Here is a 16717-nt window from a genome sequence, read left to right as displayed (position 1 = left end):
AATTAATAAGCATTTTCATGGTCAGCAGCTAAAATTTCATTCAAAGCAGTTGTGGCACTTTTTAATTTATCTTTAAATGCGCGTTCAGTAAGTGAAAATTCCTTTTTCAGGATTTTTTCCATGGTTTTGGACAAGTCCAATTGTTCAGCTACATCAAAAATATGTCCTGTAAAAGGAAGCGTAATTTCTGTATCACACATCGCAAAATCAAGCATCACATAACAGAAATAATTTTTCATACTATCACCGCAATTTTGGATCATTGCCTTACTTTTTTCATCTAACAAAACATTGGGGTCGGGATTATATTCTAAAAAATATTGTCGGTACAAGGTATTTGTATGTTCCGACTTAGTCCAGTTCAACTTCAGTAACGCATCAACAAGATGTTTGGTGAAATCATAAATTACAGGCTTTGAAAACAAATGTAATTTCTGTAGTTCATATTTACCTGCAATTAATTTTTCGATTTGTTCACCACAATTTTGAACGCCATCCGCATAAAGTTTTATTGCTTTTGTGCGGTAGTAAATTTCAGGATGCGTGCTACCTAATGAACCGGCTTCCTCTTTACTTAATATTTCTTCAGTTTGTTGGAGATAACTTTCAGCAGAAACTTTTTGCAAGCCCGTATGTACTTTTACCAATGTTGAGATAACTACTTCATAATTACTGCAAACCAACAAAGCTCCACGATCACAAAACAACTCCGTATACAATTGATTTAATCTTGCGGTTTCAAGATAAAAAGCCTCACTATTTACATCCCGGGCAATTGAATCAATTATACGATTGGTAATTTCATAATCGCCATGGTCAATTTGATACAATAACACATGCGTTAATTCATGACTCAAAAGTGCAAGTAATTCTTCCTGGTCTAAAATTTTAAGTAGTGTACCTGAAAAAATAATATGTGCTTCAGTATCCAAATAGGCAATTCCGGCATTATTACTATTATCACTCTGTGATTGATAAATAGTCACCGGAATCTGAATACCTAAAATACTTTTGGCCTTATCCAAGGCAGCATATAACTCCGGTTCCGAAACGCTGTCAATACGATAAGCATTTTTTAATAATTCGGTTTTGAAGGTTTCATGCTGACCGGCCTTATTAGTTTTTTGTGCAAACCACTCCCAGGTTTTGGTCTGGTTTTTAAAATAATCACGCAAATTGCGTTGAAAGGGGAAAATTTCGGTCATTTTGGGTTTAATGTAAATTTTACAAACAAAAATAAATAATATAGTCTATCCAACAACCCTTAGTTTTAGAATTAGCTCTAATTGCCAATACCGGCACGGCACAATCGCCTGTCTACCGAAATTACCCGCTGAAAATTGGAATCGATGTTTATTTTGTAAATAAGTTGCCCATCTTCACTAATTGATTGGGATTCTATCTCAGTATGCTCAATACAACTTTTAAGTAAATAACGCGTAGGACTCATATCAAACCTGTCGAAATAAAAATCAATTGTGTAATACCCATATTCCTCAAAAACATTGCAATTGTTATTTTCAAATTCATTTGCTGCATAACTGAAGGCTAAAAGAACACGAAAATCGGAACTGTCAGCGTAAAAACTAACGATGCTAAATCCGTGATCTGTTGGGTGAAGTTTTGTTAAATCAATCCTATAATTTTTGCCGGAATCCTGAATACTCAGCATTTCAGATCTTTTAAAAACATTAAAATTTGTTCTTGACATTGTAACAGGCAACGATTTTTTACCATCAGTCCAATAGCAGCCTGTTACAGAATCACTAGAAAAAATAAATTTTTCCTTATATCCAGTTAATTTTTGTAAAGCTTCAATCTTTTCAAAATAATGCAAGTTATACTTGAAATGTATTAAACTGTCAGCCTTAGCACTATCCTCCAAAACATATAAGGTTAAATCATCATTGAAAATTCCAATTAAGGGAATTAATACATGATTACTTTTATAATAATAATATCCGCTAACGGAATAGGTCTCTGAATTTTCGCCAGCAAATGATTCAAAATTTAAAGAGATAGTAATTGCCTCATTGTCGCCTATCACGCCATAAAGAAATTCATTTGTTGGAGTATTGTTAATAATGTCAACCTGATATTGAGCAATTGCAGTATTTGGAATTAAATCCAAAATAATTACTGCAGTTGTCAATATTATTTTGCAGAAAAAATTAATCATACATCAACTCATCAAACCACCCATCAGCAAAGTGCCAATAATTACAATACCATATATCGCGAGAATAATAATCGTAAAGATACCCATGAATTTAAACAGCGACTTGTAGTTTTGAAATCCTGTTGTTAAATCATCCTGTGTATTATTATTCAAGGCGCGGATAAAACCAACAGAACCTCTGTATAAAAACAGCAGTGGGATAACATAAATAAGAGAAAGTATACCAATTCCAATATACATCCCCGACATGGCGCCTTGCATGGCAGCCTGACCTTCCGGCTGAGGGACTAAACTATTAAAAAATTGAAGGCCAAAAATCATGAATATAATCATCAGTACCATCCCCACAAATCCGACGATAGCCAAAAATCGCCCCCATTTTGCGGTTTCCATTAAGTAAGCGCGGATATCGCCATTAATTACGAGACCTTCGCCGCTTTCCATGTTGTTGTCAAGTGTTTCCATTGTAATTGAGTTTATGTGTTAAAAAATATTTTACACATTAAAAATAATAAAATAAATTAAATTGGAAAAATGCAGGGATGGATAAATGTGGAAAAAATTAAGAGCGGACATGCAAACTACAACTGCTCCTTCAACTCCACTAAAAATTGTCTGATTTTTTTAAGCGCTTCAACCGCCTGATACTGATTATCCGCTTTATTTCCGCCCGACTTGAGTTTTTCGCGCGCACCTTTTATGGTATACTTTTTTTCCTTAAGCAGATATTTAATTAACCGTAAATTTTCAATATCCTTTTTTGTAAAATAACGGTCCCCTTTTTTATTTTTTTTCAGATTAAAAACATCAAATTCTTTTTCCCATAAACGAATTTGTGCAAAACTGAGATCCAGCATTTCCGAAACTTCACCAATCGACCAATATATTTTTTCTATTTCCTTTTCTTTATAAGGCATGCGGAGGCAAAAGTAAGTGTGTGTGCATAATGTATTGAATTACAAATATATCAATTTTATATCATACAATACAAGTGGAGGTAAAAGCGAGAATTAATCGTACGACTGGTTTGCCTTATTGGCCAATTCTATCATGCGGGCATATTCTTCGGCAGAGAGGTCGGTATAGAAGAAGTTAATCGGGTCAATTTTTTCGTTGTTTTTTTCCACCTCGTAGTGTAAATGCGGAGCCGTGGAAAGGCCGCTGTTGCCTACCAAACCAATCAGTTCACCACGTTTTATCTTCTGCCCTGCCTTCACTTTAAACGCACTAAGGTGGGCATAACGTGTTTTATAGCCGTAACCATGGTCAATCACAATCACATTGCCATAACCGCTCGAGTTATTATCAGCCTGAACCACAGTCCCATCGGCCGTTGCAAACACATCTGTCCCTTTAGGCGCAGTAAAATCCAGTCCTTCATGAAATTTCGCAAACTTATAAATCGGGTGAATCCGCCATCCAAAACCCGATGCAATGCGCTCCAGGTCCTTATTGCTCACCGGTTGTATCGAAGGCGTATGTGCCAGTAATTTCTCTTTATCACTCACCAAAGATGTAATCTCATCAAACGATTTCGATTGCACAACCATCTGACGGCGAATGAGTTCCAGCTTCATGGCAGTGTTTTTCAGCAATTCCGCATTATCCAGATTATTCATCCGCTTAAACCTGTCGCTACCGCCAATCCCCGCAATCCGCTCGCTGCGGGATACCGGCTCAGCTTCAAAAATTACCCTGTAAATATTGTCATCCCGCTCAGCCAATTCACCCAAAATCACACTCACCGTATCCAGCTTATTATTCATAAACTCAAGCTCCAGCTCCATTCCGGAAATCTGGTTCTTCAAATAAGCCTCTTTTGGTGAATCGAAATAAGTATAGGCAACCCACACAATAATAGATGCAAAAACGCCCGCCGTGCAAATCCAGCCAAGTATACGCAAAGTCCACACCCAGCGCGGTGTAACATGCTTTTCAAACCTGAGGTTTGCCGGATTATAAAAATATTTTACCTTCTTCGCCATGCGGCTGTGATTCTGTAATTTTGCACGTTTATTGAAAGGCTGTGTGCTTTTGAAGGGACACGAAAATAGATAAAAAATTACAAACTTTAAAACGAAGGGAAATTATTAATTATGACAGCGCAGGAAATCCGTGAGCACTTTTTAAAATTTTTTGAGCAAAAACAACACAAGATCGTTGATTCTGCACCTATTGTAGTTAAAAACGACCCAACACTCATGTTCACCAATGCCGGTATGAATCAGTTTAAAGATTTGTTCCTCGGCAATAAACCCATTCAATATCCGCGTATAGCAGATACACAAAAATGTTTGCGCGTTTCCGGAAAACATAATGACCTCGAAGAAGTTGGCGTGGATACCTATCATCATACCATGTTCGAAATGTTGGGGAACTGGAGTTTTGGCGACTATTTTAAAAATGAAAGTATTCATTGGGGCTGGGAATTACTTACCGAAGTTTATAAATTAGATAAAACGCGTTTATACGTTACCGTTTTTGAAGGTGATGAAAAAGAAAATCTTGCGTTCGATCAGGAAGCTTATGATGTATGGAAATCATTAATCGATGAAACCCATATCCTGAAAGGAAATAAAAAAGATAATTTCTGGGAAATGGGTGATACCGGCCCATGCGGACCATGCTCTGAAATTCATTACGATATGCGTTCGGATGCTGAACGTGCTGCTGTTGATGGTGCAAGCCTCGTAAATATGAGCGACCCGCAGGTAATTGAAATCTGGAACCACGTTTTTATGCAATTCAACAGAAAAGCAGATAAATCGCTGGTGGAATTGCCTGCAAAACATATCGATACCGGTATGGGCTTCGAACGCCTGGTTCGTGCCATGCAAAATAAATCATCTAATTATGATACTGATGTGTTTACACCACTAATTAAAAAAGTGGAATCCATCAGTGGATTAACGTATGGCAAAAATGAACAAACAGATATTGCCATGCGCGTAATTTGTGACCATATCCGTGCAGTGAGTTTTTGTATTGCCGACGGTCAATTACCATCAAATAATAAAGCCGGTTATGTAGTGCGTAGAATTTTACGTCGCGCAATTCGTTATGGTTTTTCTTTCCTCGGATTAAAAAAACCATTTTTTCATGAACTGGTTGCTGTACTTGCCGATCAGTTTCAAAATGTGTTCAACGAATTACATGCTCAACGTGAATTAGTTGCTAAAGTAATTTTTGAAGAAGAAACTGCATTTTTGCGCACACTGGAAAGTGGAATTAAACGATTAAATGATATTATCAAAGATTTAAAATCAAATCAACAGCAAATTATTCCTGCGCATGCCGCATTTGAATTGTATGATACTTTTGGTTTCCCTTTCGATTTAACCACACTCATCGCAAAAGAAAATAATCTTGATACCGATGAACCGGGTTTTGAAGCAGAAATGCAAAAACAAAAAGACCGCAGTCGCAACGCTACAAGCATGGAAACCGGCGACTGGATTGTGTTACAGGACACACAAAAAGTGGAATTTATCGGGTATACCGATTTGGAATGTGATGCCACTATTGTGAAAATGCGCAGTGTGAAATTAAAAAATGAAACACAATATCAGGTTGTATTAGATAAAACACCTTTTTATGCAGAAAGTGGCGGACAAACAGGTGATACCGGATTTTTATCGATAAATGCTGATGTAATTCGCGTGCTTGATACTAAAAAAGAAAATGATTTAATTATTCATTTTACTGATCAATTACCGGAGCAAAATGCAAAAACTGTTTATGCACGGGTAGATGCAAAACGCAGAACGGATATTACGTATAATCACACGGCAACACATTTATTACACGCTGCGTTGCGACAAATTTTAGGCACACATGTTCAGCAAAAAGGAAGTTATGTTGGGCCCGACAGATTGCGTTTCGATTTTTCACACTTTGCAAAAATTACCGATAACGAATTACAACAAATCGAAAATCTGGTAAATAAAAAAATTCGCGAAAATATTCCTGTTGTAACTAAAATAATGCCGATTGCTGAAGCACAACAATTAGGTGCTATGATGTTGTTCGGTGAAAAATACGGTGAATCAGTTCGTGTAGTAATTGCAGATGAAAATTACAGTAAAGAATTTTGTGGTGGCACGCACGTTGGAGCTACCGGCGAAATTGGTTATTGCAAAATTGTCGGCGAAAGCGCTGTGGCTGCGGGTATCCGACGAATTGAAGCAATTACCGGTGAGGCTGTCGGCAAATTTATTGATGAACAATTAAATACCATTCAGCAAATTGCAGATTTAACCAAAGGCACCGATCTGGTAAAAAGTATCGGCAGTTTAGTTGAAGAAAATAATAGCCTGAAAAAGGAAATTGAAAAATATCAAATTCAACAATTAAGTCAGATAAAATCCGATTTATTGGCGCTTAAAGAAACCGTTGGTGACGTAAATGTAATTCGTGCAATTGTCGATTTACCTAACGCCGATTTAATTAAAAAATTAGCCTATGAATTGCGCAACGAAGTAAATAATTTATTTTGTGTGCTCGGTGCCGAAATTCAATCGAAAGCATCACTTACAATTATTATCAGCGATGATCTTGTAGCAACTAAAAATCTCGATGCCTCAAAATTAATTCGCGAATTAGGAAAAGAAATAGAAGGTGGCGGCGGTGGTCAGAAATTTTTCGCAACTGCAGGTGGTAAAAAAACCGAAGGATTAAAAATTGCATTGGATAAATCCATAGCCGTTTTATAATTCCATCTAAATATCTCATTAAATCGGACCAATAAAAAGTCCGATTTTTTTTTGGAGCAGCACCATTTTTCACACCATCAAAATCCGTTCCGGCTTTTCACTACAACCCCTTTTCCGAGGCGGACAAAGGGGTTTTCGTTACAATCCGGGCTAGGATTTTCTGCATCTCTTCTATCAACTAAAAATTACTATTCTACCCTTAATCGGCTGTGGTGAGGTTGTGCTTTTCTCTTACTTTCTTTCGCTCTTACAGAGCTGGTTTAATGGTATATTTTTAATGTTGAATTAAATAAGTTCATTAAAAAATTCATCATATTATTTACCTGATTAATTACCACATTGTAACATCAATCCGCCGCGGCAAAAAATTAACAACTCGAATTTTGACTCGACTAAAAATATTTACATAACTTTAGGTAAAATTATATCTATGAAACAACTGTTTACCTGTCTTTTGCTTAGTATTTTAATTGCACCCGTTTTGGCCCAGGCTCCTGATGGTGGAGGGGAATTTATCGGGATACCGCATGATGACATCACTCCACTTCAGCGTGCCCAAATTTTTGAGCAAATCAATATTAATGAGGCTCAATTGAAAGCTGAGGGTAAAATGCCTTTATCCTATAATAAAACAGCAGCAACTGCTTTTGAATTTCCAATGGCTTTTAATGATGGATTTACAGGATACAATTTTTATGCAATATCAAATTATGTAGATCATAATGCATCTTACCCAAATGTGCTTCAGGACTGGAATTGCGGCACACGTACTTATGATACAGATGCCGGTTATAATCACCAGGGTATCGATTATTTTTTATGGCCTTTCGACTGGAATTTGATGGAAGCAGGTGCTGTTAAAATTGTTGCCGCAGCATCAGGTATGATTGTTGGAAAATATGATGGCAATTTCGATAAAAACTGTGCCTTTAATCCCGGTTCATGGAATGCAATTTATTTGCGACATGATGATGGTTCTTTAACGTGGTGGACATATGAAAAACGGTTCAGTTACCGATAAAGGATTGGGTGACATGGTTGAAACCGGTGAGTATTTGGGAACAGTTGGTTCATCCGGAAATTCTACCGGTCCGCATTTACATTTTGAAGTTTATGATGCTGATGATAATTTAATTGACCCATATATCGGCACCTGCAACGACTGGAATTTAGAAACCTGGTGGGCCGATCAACCGGAATATATTGCTCCTGAAATAAACAGATTACAAACACATACCGCTCCTCCTGAATTTACAACTTGTCCCGAATTAGTAATCACTAACGAACAAAATAATTTTATGCCGGGCGAAGAATGTTATTTTGCTTTATATGCTAAAGATTTATCTGCCTCCGATTTATGTCATTTACGCATAACAAAAGCAGATGGCAGCATTTGGTACGATTGGAATTTTAATCAGCCCGCCGATTATTATGTTGCTTCTTTCTGGTACTGGTTCTATAATATACCTGCCGATGCACCGGAAGGTGTGTGGACCTGGTCATGCGAACTGGATGGGGTTTATTACGAACACGAATTTATTGTTGGCGAATTACCAATTAGTGTTGAAAATGTTAATCCATTACAACATGCTACTGCAAATTATGCGAATGGAAATATTCAAATTAATTTAAATAATACTGAATCAGTTACAGCGGAAATTTCTGTTGTAAATATGCTCGGACAAAATATATCACCTGTCAATTCAATTATGGCAAATGTTTCTGCAGTTACTAATATTGCGGTTGATAATGTTGAAGCGGGATGTTATTTTGTGGTAATTAATTGTAATAATCAAATCACTTCAATTCCGGTTATGTTACATGAATAAATTACTGATTTTACTGACAGGTATTTTTATGTTGCAAATAGCAGAAACCAATGCGCAATTACCCAATGTTGCCTCGGGTAAAATAGAACGTTATGCCGATTTTAAATCTGCAGTAATTGAAACACGAAATGTGGATGTATGGCTGCCTGCAGATTATTCGTCATCAAAAAAATATGCCGTTTTATATATGCACGACGGACAAATGTTATTTGATTCGGCAGCTACATGGAACAAACAGGAATGGCATGTAGATGAAACTGTTTCCAATTTAATTGCGGAAGGAAAAATAATGGATTGTATTGTTGTTGGCATATGGAATAATGGCATTTACAGGCACGCAGATTATTTCCCTCAAAAACCACTCGCAGATTTACCTGCATCCGTAAGAGATACGTTAATTAAAAATGAATTACAAGGTCAACCGCGCAGTGATGCCTATTTACAATTTATTGTAAGCGAATTAAAACCATTTATTGATAAAACCTATTCCACCTACACCGATAAGGCCAATACATTTATTGCAGGTTCAAGTATGGGCGGATTAATATCCATGTATGCCATCTGCGAATATCCCGAAATATTTGGTGGTGCAGCCTGTATCTCTACCCATTGGCCGGGAAGTATACACGCAGAAAAAGATATTATTCCGGATGCATTTCTAAAATACCTCCAACAACATCTCCCCTCACCTGCTGATCATAAAATTTATTTCGATTACGGTACTGCAACTTTAGATCAACTGTATGAACCATATCAGTTAAAAGTAGATACCATCATGCAAGCAAAAAATTACACTACTACAAACTGGCAGACAAAAAAATTCGAAGGCGAAAATCACTCCGAAGAAGCTTGGAGCAAACGGCTTTTTATTCCGTTAATTTTCTTAATGGCGAAATGAGATCACCCGGATTATGCTGCATCAGATGAGTAATGAGTGATGTGTAATGAGTACTGAGTGATGTGGAGTATAATGTAATTTATGTTTAACTATTTTACATTTTTTCAAAAATTCACATTATTTCTAACAGCCGAAACCACAGAGAAAACACAGAGAAAATACACACAAAGTTCACAGAGAAAGTTGTCGCAAATTCAATTTAATTGCTCTATCTTTTAAAAAAATATTGTTATTTAATTTATTCGAAACATCCCTCTGTGCTTCCTCTGTGGGCTGTTTCTCAGTGGGCTTTGTGGTTTCGGCTGTTTCAATTAGCAAATTAGCATATAACATATGGGTTTGCCCTCACGTGAGCTCCGAATGTAAAGCCCACTCAAAATCGGCTGTTCCATTGGTACATCATCCGGCTGTTCAATTAGCAAATTAATGACTCATAGGTTAACCCTCACATAAGCTCCGAATGAACACCTCGCTCAAAATCGGCTGTTCCATTGGTACATCGGTACATTAGCACATCCTCCCGCTGTTTAATTAACTATAAACCCGAATCAATTCTCCGAATAACAATCTCGCTCTAATCCGGCTGTTCAATCAGCACATTAACCCTCACGTGAGCTCCGAATGTAAAGCCTACTCAAAATCGGCTGTTCCATTGGTACATCGGTACATTCGCACATTGGTACATCATACTGCTGTTTAATTAACTAAAAACTCGAATCAAACCTCCAAATTACAATCTTGCTCCGCTCCGGCTGTTAATCAGCACATTATCACCCCCGCCAACCCCGCAAAAACTCCTCAGCCGTCATCCTTTTTTTCCCTTCCGCCTGAAGCGATAAAACATTAATAAATCCATCACTGGTAGTAAATTGAATTGAGGATTTATTATCGGTAATAAATTCACCTGTTGCGTGATGGTGTTGGGTAATTATTTTTTCACTTTCAAAAATCTTTAACATCTTGCCCCTTAACATCGTATATGCACCCGGATAAGGTGAAAGTCCGCGAATAAAATTGTGAATTTGTTCGGTGGATTGATTCCAATTGATCAAACAATTTTCTTTAAATATTTTCGGTGCAGTTTTTTCTGAAGTGCCCGATTGTGGCGTAGTTACAACAGTGCCTGATTGAATTGCCGCAACCGTTTTTACAATTAATTGTGCACCCGTTTCCATTAATTTATCATGCAATGAACCGGCATTATCTTCGGGCTGAATTTCAACTTTTTCCGAAAAAATAATATCTCCTGTATCTATTTCATGTTTTAAAAAAAATGTCGTTACACCGGTAACTTTTTCTCCCTGAATAATTGCGTGATTAATTGGTGCAGCTCCGCGATAATCCGGTAATAATGAAGCATGTAAATTTAATGTCCCCAAAGGAGGCATATTCCAAACCACTTCCGGTAACATCCTGAATGCCACTACCACCTGAAGGTCGGCCTGATAACTGCGCAATGTTTCAAGAAATTCAGCATTTTTTAATTTTTCAGGTTGCAATACAGGAATATCATGAGCAAGTGCAAATTGTTTTACCGGCGACTGTTGTAATTGCAATCCGCGACCGGAAGGTTTATCAGGAGCAGTAATAACTGCAACAATATTAAAACCTGCTTCCACCAGCGCACGCAATCCCCCGACTGCAAAATCCGGGGTGCCCATGTATATTATGCGTAACTTTTTTTCCATTATTCGAAATCCGGATAAAGTAAATATTTTTTTCTGATGCTTTTAAATGCTGTGATATCATCCTGCCAGCTCAATCGGATTTCATCGGCAGATAAATCCGCTTTAATTTGTATCATCAACTCTTCACTACCCGCAAGTTTATTAAAAAAATTATTTTCCAGAAAAAATTTATTTTTATCATCAAAGCGGGCATACATATCTAAAATAGTTTCCAACTGAATATCACCTTTTCGCAAATCAGTTAATGGTAAACCGGATAAATCAAATCCATAACAGGTTGTATTTAATAAAAAAGGCGATTTATTTGCAGGGCCCGCTTTAGGAATAAAACTAAATCCGGTATCTTTTATATGTGGTGAGCCAATGTATAAAAATGGTTTTGCTGTTCCTCTACCCACACTCACATTAGTGCCTTCAAAAAAACATAAAGTCGGATATAAATAAATGGCCTCCATATTTTTTAAATTCGGTGAAGGACCAATCGGCACTGCATACATTTTTTTATGATCGTAATTTTTACACGGAATTACGGTGAGCTGACATTGAACGCCATTCGCCAACCATTTTTCTCCGTTGATCATTTGCGCATATTCGCCAATCGTCATACCATGAACAACAGGAATGGGATGCATACCTACAAATGAAGTATATGCCTTTTGTAAAACCGGACCATCAACATAAAATCCGTTGGGATTTGGTCGGTCTAAAATCAATAATGGTTTATTTAATTCTGCACAGGCTTCCATTACATAATGTAATGAACTGATATAGGTATAAAACCGCGCACCAACATCCTGAATGTCGAATACTACGATGTCTACATCCGCCAAATCCTGCGCCGTAGGTTTCTTTTTATTGCCGTATAACGATAAAACAGGTAAACCGGTTTGGGTATCTTTTGAATTTAAAATAGTAGCACCTGCATCTTCCGTTCCGCGAAATCCATGTTCCGGCGCAAAAATGGTCGCGATATTAATACCTAATGATAATAGCGAATCCACCAGATGTTTATCGCCAATTGTTGAAGTTTGATTTACCACACAGGCAACATATTTTCCTTTTAAAAGTGGTAAATACATTTCAGTGTTTTCTGCCCCGGTGATAATATCGGTGGCATAATCTACCTCTCCCGCAACGGATACATTTGTTGGCATCATTGTCGCCGTATCAATTGCAGAATCATTATTTTTACATGCAATTGAAGCAGTAAAGAAGGTAAAAGCCATTGCTATTATTATCATACGCATGTTTCAGTCAAAACTAAGGCCAAAGTTATAAAGATATAAGGGATGTGGTTCGAATTTTTTGTCACCAAAAGGATAATTCACAATAAACAACGTACATTTTCGCGGTTAATTATTGCAATCGCCCGCGTTGCCATTGCTTTGAGCCTGTCGGTTATGCTCATTTCTACTTCGTTGGTTAATGGCTTTAGAGCAACTATTTCCGATAAAGTTTATGGCTTTTGGGGACATATCAATATCTCCAAACAAAGTTTACGCAACTCATTCGACGATGAACCCATTTATCGCAAACAGGATTTTGTTGATGATGTTACTGCCATTGATGGTGTTACTTCCATACAGGTGTATGCACGCAAGGCTGCGATTATAAAAACAAAAATCGATATCGAAGGTATCATCATGAAAGGTATCGGAAAAGATTTCGACTGGAATCAACTCGGAAAATTTATTGTAAGTGGTGACTCCATGAACCTCCGCAGCGACGAAATTAGTCGCGATGCTATGATATCAAAAACTACTGCCGACCGTTTAGGTTTTGATGTTGGTGATAGTATTTTACTGCATATCATCGACCAGAAAGAAAATGGCGATTACGAACAAATGTATCGCAAACTGCGTATCAGCGGGATATATAATACCGGACTTGAAGAATTCGACAAATTGTTTGTACTGGTGGATATTCGCCATATTCAACGCTTAAACAACTGGACACCCGAACAAATCGGTGGTTACGAAGTATTTATCGACGACCCCGAAAAAATTGATGCCGTTGAAAAAATTGTAGATAAAAAAGCCGACCCGTTTTGGGATGTACAAACCATTCAGCAAATTATTCCCAGTGTATTCGATTGGCTTAATCTGCAAAAAGTAAACGAATGGATTATTTTAACACTCATGATCCTCGTTGCTTTAATTAATATGGTAACCTCACTGCTCATTCTCATTCTGGAGCGGACAAATATGATTGGTATTTTAAAAGCACTGGGTTCAACAAATAATTCAATTCGCAAAATATTTTTACTCAATGCTTCCAATATTATTCTCAGAGGAATGTTATGGGGAAATATCATTGGGTTGGGATTGAGTATCCTCCAACAACAATTCGGACTCATAAAATTACCGGAAGCATCTTATTATGTTTCAGTTGCTCCTGTGCAAATTAATATCTGGTGGGTACTGATGATTAATATCGGAACATTTTTAGTGTCTATTTTATTTCTAATTATTCCTTCTCTTATTGTTTCCAAAATAAGGCCTATCAAAGCTATTCGTTTCTCTTAAAAAGCGAATTTTTATATCCCCCAAAAAAAATTCTGTTAAAAATTTGCGCAAGTGAATGCTTGCATATACATTTGCAAGTAAATGCTTGCATATGATAGCTAACAGAAGAGATGTATTTCATGCCATTGCCGACCCCACGAGGCGGGAAATCATTCAATTAGTTGCCCATAAACCCTTGAATATCAACGAAATCGCGCAACAATTTGATGTCACCCGTCAGGCCGTTTCCCTCCATGTTAAAATTTTATCGGAATGTGGATTAGTCCTCATCAAACAGCAAGGACGCGAAAGATATTGCGAAGCGAAACTCGACAAATTGGAGGAAGTATCCACCTGGCTACACCAATACAAACAGTACTGGGAACAAAAATTTGATGCGCTGGATGCTTATCTCGAAAAAATTCAAGAACATAAAAAACATCATCATGGCAGAAAAAAATAATTCGTTTGAACGAATCGATAATCAGATTATTCATAAACGTTGGCTTAAAGCACCGCGCAATTTAGTATGGGATGTATGGACACAACCTGAACATATTTATAACTGGTGGGGACCTGAAGGTTATACACTGAAACATAAAAGTATGGAGGTAAAACCAAATGCCATTTGGGAATTTACCATGCATGGGTTTGGAATGGATTACAACAATAAAATTGAATACCTGCAAGTTGAAAAACCGGCATTGTTAGTTTACCGGCACGGCGATGGAAGTGATGATAATCATTTTACCGTTTATATCACATTTGAAGAAGATGATAATGATACATTACTCACCATGCGTTCTGTATTTAAATCAGCAGAATTTCTCGATATGCTTATCGAAAAAGTGAATGCAATTGAAGGTGGTAAACAAACTTTAAATAAATTAGAAGCCTATGTAAATGCACAAATTAAATTACGTCAACAAAATAAAACTAAAACAATGGCAAGAGTAAGCACTTATCTCAACTTCCCCAATTACACAGAAACAGCATTTTTATTTTATCAATCCGTATTCGGTGGCGAATTTTCCGGAATGGGCATTCAGCGATTTGGCAATTTACCGCCCGATCCAAATGCTCCGGCTTTATCCGATGAAGACAAAAATTTAATTCTGCATATTGAATTGGAAATTGTAGGCGGACATGTATTAATGGGAACCGATGCACCGGAGTCAATGGGTTTTACTGTGGTAAAAGGAAATAATGTACACATCAATCTCGACCTCGATAGCAGAGCAGAAACCGAACGAATTTTTAATGCCCTGAGCGCAGGTGGAAAAGTTTCCATGGAATTACAGGACATGTTTTGGGGCGCTTATTTTGGCAGCTTTACCGACAGATTTGGCATTAACTGGATGGTAAATTGTAATACTAAAAATTAATTATTTTTGAATAGCATACTTAAATAAAAACAAATGAAAAACAAAAACCTTATTTACTGGATTGTAACCGGATTATTCGGCGGTTTCATGATATTTTCTGCTTATCCCGATGTAATATTAGATCCACAGGCAGTTGAAATGATTGGCAATCAAATGGGCTACCCTGATTATTTTATTCGCTTTATTGGCATTGCAAAAATACTTGGTGTAATTGCAGTCTTACTACCTATCAATCGTCGTATTAAAGAATGGGCTTATGCCGGTTTATTCTTCGATTTAATTGGAGCAGTTGTCTCCATTATAGCAACCGAAGGCGTAAGCGGTGGTGTATTTTTTATGCTATTACCAATCGGATTTTTATTCTGGTCGTATTATTTATGGCATCAAAAAATTAAAGCTGTGTAATTTAAATTTAACTTAATATGTTAAACGGACTTTTACCTTGTGTGAAAGTCCGTTTTATTTGAGCGCACTTTTGGTAAAATGATTACAAATGTTACATTTGTTCAATATTATTATCGGCCATGCCAACCAAATTTGTATTTCTAATTTTACCTCAGGTGCATCTGCTCGACTTGGCAGGGCCCGATCAAACCATTCATGAAGCAATTGATTTTGGGGCAGATTTCATACTGGAATACTGTGGTTTAGGCGATGCCGTGTCTAGCTCAGCCGGCTTGGATTTCAAACAACAAAAACACTTTTCAAAAGTTAAATTAAAAGCAGGCGATTTTTTAATTGTTCCGGGCGCAAGAGTAAAATATTTATTATCACACGAATTTAAATGTCAGCAACCACTGTTCGACTGGCTGCGGAAATGCCATTCGGAAAACATTAATCTGGTAAGTATTTGTGCAGGTGCTTTGGTTTTGGCACATGCCGGGTTATTAAATGACATTTCCTGCACTACCCATTTTAAAATAACGGCTCAACTGCAAAAACTGGCACCCAAAGCCACAGTTAAAGAAAATATTTTATTTCTTGAAGAAAATAATATCTACACCAGCGCAGGCATAGCATCCGGTATCGACCTGATGTTGCATATTGTAGAAAAACTTACTAATGGTTATTTTGCACATAAAGTTGCCAGAGAACTGGTAATTTATTATCGCCGCGATGGTGTCAGCTTACAGGAAAATGTATTTCTACAATTCCGAAACCATATTCACGAAGGCATTCACAAAGTGCAGGATTATATTATTGAACATATTCATATCAAACACAACAACCACGAACTTGCCCAAATTGCCTGTATGAGTGACCGGAATTTTACGCGCACGTTTAAGTTAGAAACAGGCATAACTGTGAACGATTTTATTACCAATATCCGCATCGAAAAATTAAAAACGCTTATTCAAAATCCAGACCTCTCCCGTAAACAAATAGCCACCCAAATTGGTCTGGAAAGTGAAAAACAGGTTGCCCGTCTCCTCAAAAGTGATTTGGCCGAAAATGTCCGGTATTTGTCCCCCGACTAATCCCAAATCGTTGTTGCTTTGCATAAACAAACCGTTTGCAAGCC

General features: G+C 37.1%; 16 protein-coding genes and 1 pseudogene. 10 read left to right on the top strand and 7 right to left on the bottom strand.

The features are described from left to right. Nucleotides 1-2: 2 nt before the first annotated feature. The 5 genes from IPI65_07115 to IPI65_07095 all read right to left on the bottom strand — a co-directional run bounded on the left by IPI65_07115 (nt 3) and on the right by IPI65_07095 (nt 4164). Complete coding sequence (locus IPI65_07115) at nt 3-1205, bottom strand: M48 family metalloprotease (protein MBK7441292.1); 1203 nt, start codon at nt 1203-1205, stop codon at nt 3-5. A 77-nt stretch (nt 1206-1282) separates the two neighbouring features. Next, entirely contained in the window at nt 1283-2152 is an 870-nt protein-coding gene (locus IPI65_07110; protein ID MBK7441291.1) for a hypothetical protein, read from the bottom strand. Nucleotides 2153-2182: 30 nt separating this feature from the next. Beyond that, a complete protein-coding gene (locus IPI65_07105; protein MBK7441290.1) occupies nt 2183-2644 on the bottom strand; it encodes a hypothetical protein in 462 nt (153 codons plus the stop codon). Nucleotides 2645-2760: 116 nt separating this feature from the next. Next, nucleotides 2761-3096, bottom strand: a complete 336-nt coding sequence (locus IPI65_07100) for a MerR family transcriptional regulator (protein ID MBK7441289.1) — start codon at nt 3094-3096, stop codon at nt 2761-2763. A gap of 93 nt (nt 3097-3189) precedes the next feature. After that, complete coding sequence (locus IPI65_07095; protein ID MBK7441288.1) at nt 3190-4164, bottom strand: M23 family metallopeptidase; 975 nt, start codon at nt 4162-4164, stop codon at nt 3190-3192. 111 nt (nt 4165-4275) lie between these two features. On the opposite strand from IPI65_07095, the gene alaS reads away from it, so the two are divergent. The 4 genes from alaS (at nt 4276) to IPI65_07075 (ending at nt 9618) form a co-directional block, all read left to right on the top strand. Continuing rightward, on the top strand, nt 4276-6891 hold the full coding sequence (gene alaS, locus IPI65_07090) for an alanine--tRNA ligase (GenBank protein MBK7441287.1): 2616 nt from the start codon (nt 4276-4278) through the stop codon (nt 6889-6891). A 430-nt stretch (nt 6892-7321) separates the two neighbouring features. Beyond that, the gene (locus tag IPI65_07085) at nt 7322-7912 is read left to right on the top strand and encodes a hypothetical protein (protein MBK7441286.1); all 591 of its coding nucleotides are present in this window, start codon (nt 7322-7324) and stop codon (nt 7910-7912) included. Continuing rightward, entirely contained in the window at nt 7887-8720 is an 834-nt protein-coding gene (locus tag IPI65_07080) for a peptidoglycan DD-metalloendopeptidase family protein (protein MBK7441285.1), read from the top strand. Before IPI65_07085 ends, IPI65_07080 begins: the two co-directional genes overlap by 26 nt. Next, on the top strand, nt 8713-9618 hold the full coding sequence (locus IPI65_07075; GenBank protein ID MBK7441284.1) for an alpha/beta hydrolase: 906 nt from the start codon (nt 8713-8715) through the stop codon (nt 9616-9618). Before IPI65_07080 ends, IPI65_07075 begins: the two co-directional genes overlap by 8 nt. Before the next feature lie 770 nt (nt 9619-10388). Here the strand turns inward: IPI65_07075 and IPI65_07070 are convergent. Together IPI65_07070 and IPI65_07065 are read right to left on the bottom strand one after the other, a co-directional pair. Next, complete coding sequence (locus IPI65_07070; protein ID MBK7441283.1) at nt 10389-11279, bottom strand: methionyl-tRNA formyltransferase; 891 nt, start codon at nt 11277-11279, stop codon at nt 10389-10391. Nucleotides 11280-11305: 26 nt separating this feature from the next. After that, nucleotides 11306-12553 carry a DUF1343 domain-containing protein gene (locus tag IPI65_07065; protein ID MBK7441282.1) on the bottom strand — a complete coding sequence of 416 codons (1248 nt, stop codon included), beginning with the start codon at nt 12551-12553 and terminating at the stop codon, nt 11306-11308. Between the two features lie 42 nt (nt 12554-12595). Between IPI65_07065 and IPI65_07060 the strand changes: the two genes are divergently transcribed. From IPI65_07060 to IPI65_07035, 6 genes and pseudogenes are all read left to right on the top strand, one after another. Continuing rightward, nucleotides 12596-13831 (top strand): ABC transporter permease, encoded by a 1236-nt coding sequence (locus IPI65_07060; GenBank protein MBK7441281.1) that lies wholly within the window; start codon nt 12596-12598, stop codon nt 13829-13831. Between the two features lie 55 nt (nt 13832-13886). Beyond that, nucleotides 13887-14273, top strand: coding sequence for a winged helix-turn-helix transcriptional regulator (locus IPI65_07055; GenBank protein ID MBK7441280.1), 387 nt, complete (start codon nt 13887-13889; stop codon nt 14271-14273). Next, nucleotides 14257-14712, top strand: a pseudogene (locus tag IPI65_07050) (SRPBCC domain-containing protein). Before IPI65_07055 ends, IPI65_07050 begins: the two are co-directional and overlap by 17 nt. A 42-nt stretch (nt 14713-14754) precedes the next feature. Further along, complete coding sequence (locus IPI65_07045) at nt 14755-15195, top strand: VOC family protein (protein MBK7441279.1); 441 nt, start codon at nt 14755-14757, stop codon at nt 15193-15195. Nucleotides 15196-15228: 33 nt separating this feature from the next. After that, complete coding sequence (locus IPI65_07040) at nt 15229-15600, top strand: DoxX family protein (protein MBK7441278.1); 372 nt, start codon at nt 15229-15231, stop codon at nt 15598-15600. A gap of 119 nt (nt 15601-15719) precedes the next feature. After that, on the top strand, nt 15720-16673 hold the full coding sequence (locus IPI65_07035) for a DJ-1/PfpI family protein (GenBank protein ID MBK7441277.1): 954 nt from the start codon (nt 15720-15722) through the stop codon (nt 16671-16673). Nucleotides 16674-16717: the final 44 nt, after the last annotated feature.

The sequence above is a fragment of the Bacteroidota bacterium genome (assembly GCA_016706255.1).
Classification (GTDB): Bacteria; Bacteroidota; Bacteroidia; order Chitinophagales; family BACL12; genus UBA7236.
The sequence above is the reverse complement of the archived record's forward strand: the minus strand, read 5'-3'. Positions and strand labels throughout refer to the sequence as shown.

Bases quoted from the DNA above. Each gene is read 5' to 3' on its own strand.
- IPI65_07075 (MBK7441284.1), top strand. From the start codon at position 8,713: ATGAATAAATTACTGATTTTACTGACAGGTATTTTTATGTTGCAAATA.
- IPI65_07040 (MBK7441278.1), top strand. From the start codon at position 15,229: ATGAAAAACAAAAACCTTATTTACTGGATTGTAACCGGATTATTCGGC.
- IPI65_07115 (MBK7441292.1), bottom strand. From the start codon at position 1,205: ATGACCGAAATTTTCCCCTTTCAACGCAATTTGCGTGATTATTTTAAA.
- IPI65_07080 (MBK7441285.1), top strand. From the start codon at position 7,887: ATGAAAAACGGTTCAGTTACCGATAAAGGATTGGGTGACATGGTTGAA.
- IPI65_07060 (MBK7441281.1), top strand. From the start codon at position 12,596: ATGTGGTTCGAATTTTTTGTCACCAAAAGGATAATTCACAATAAACAA.
- IPI65_07095 (MBK7441288.1), bottom strand. From the start codon at position 4,164: ATGGCGAAGAAGGTAAAATATTTTTATAATCCGGCAAACCTCAGGTTT.
- IPI65_07045 (MBK7441279.1), top strand. From the start codon at position 14,755: ATGGCAAGAGTAAGCACTTATCTCAACTTCCCCAATTACACAGAAACA.
- IPI65_07085 (MBK7441286.1), top strand. From the start codon at position 7,322: ATGAAACAACTGTTTACCTGTCTTTTGCTTAGTATTTTAATTGCACCC.
- IPI65_07055 (MBK7441280.1), top strand. From the start codon at position 13,887: ATGCTTGCATATACATTTGCAAGTAAATGCTTGCATATGATAGCTAAC.
- IPI65_07070 (MBK7441283.1), bottom strand. From the start codon at position 11,279: ATGGGCACCCCGGATTTTGCAGTCGGGGGATTGCGTGCGCTGGTGGAA.
- alaS (MBK7441287.1), top strand. From the start codon at position 4,276: ATGACAGCGCAGGAAATCCGTGAGCACTTTTTAAAATTTTTTGAGCAA.
- IPI65_07100 (MBK7441289.1), bottom strand. From the start codon at position 3,096: ATGCCTTATAAAGAAAAGGAAATAGAAAAAATATATTGGTCGATTGGT.
- IPI65_07105 (MBK7441290.1), bottom strand. From the start codon at position 2,644: ATGGAAACACTTGACAACAACATGGAAAGCGGCGAAGGTCTCGTAATT.
- IPI65_07035 (MBK7441277.1), top strand. From the start codon at position 15,720: ATGCCAACCAAATTTGTATTTCTAATTTTACCTCAGGTGCATCTGCTC.
- IPI65_07065 (MBK7441282.1), bottom strand. From the start codon at position 12,553: ATGCGTATGATAATAATAGCAATGGCTTTTACCTTCTTTACTGCTTCA.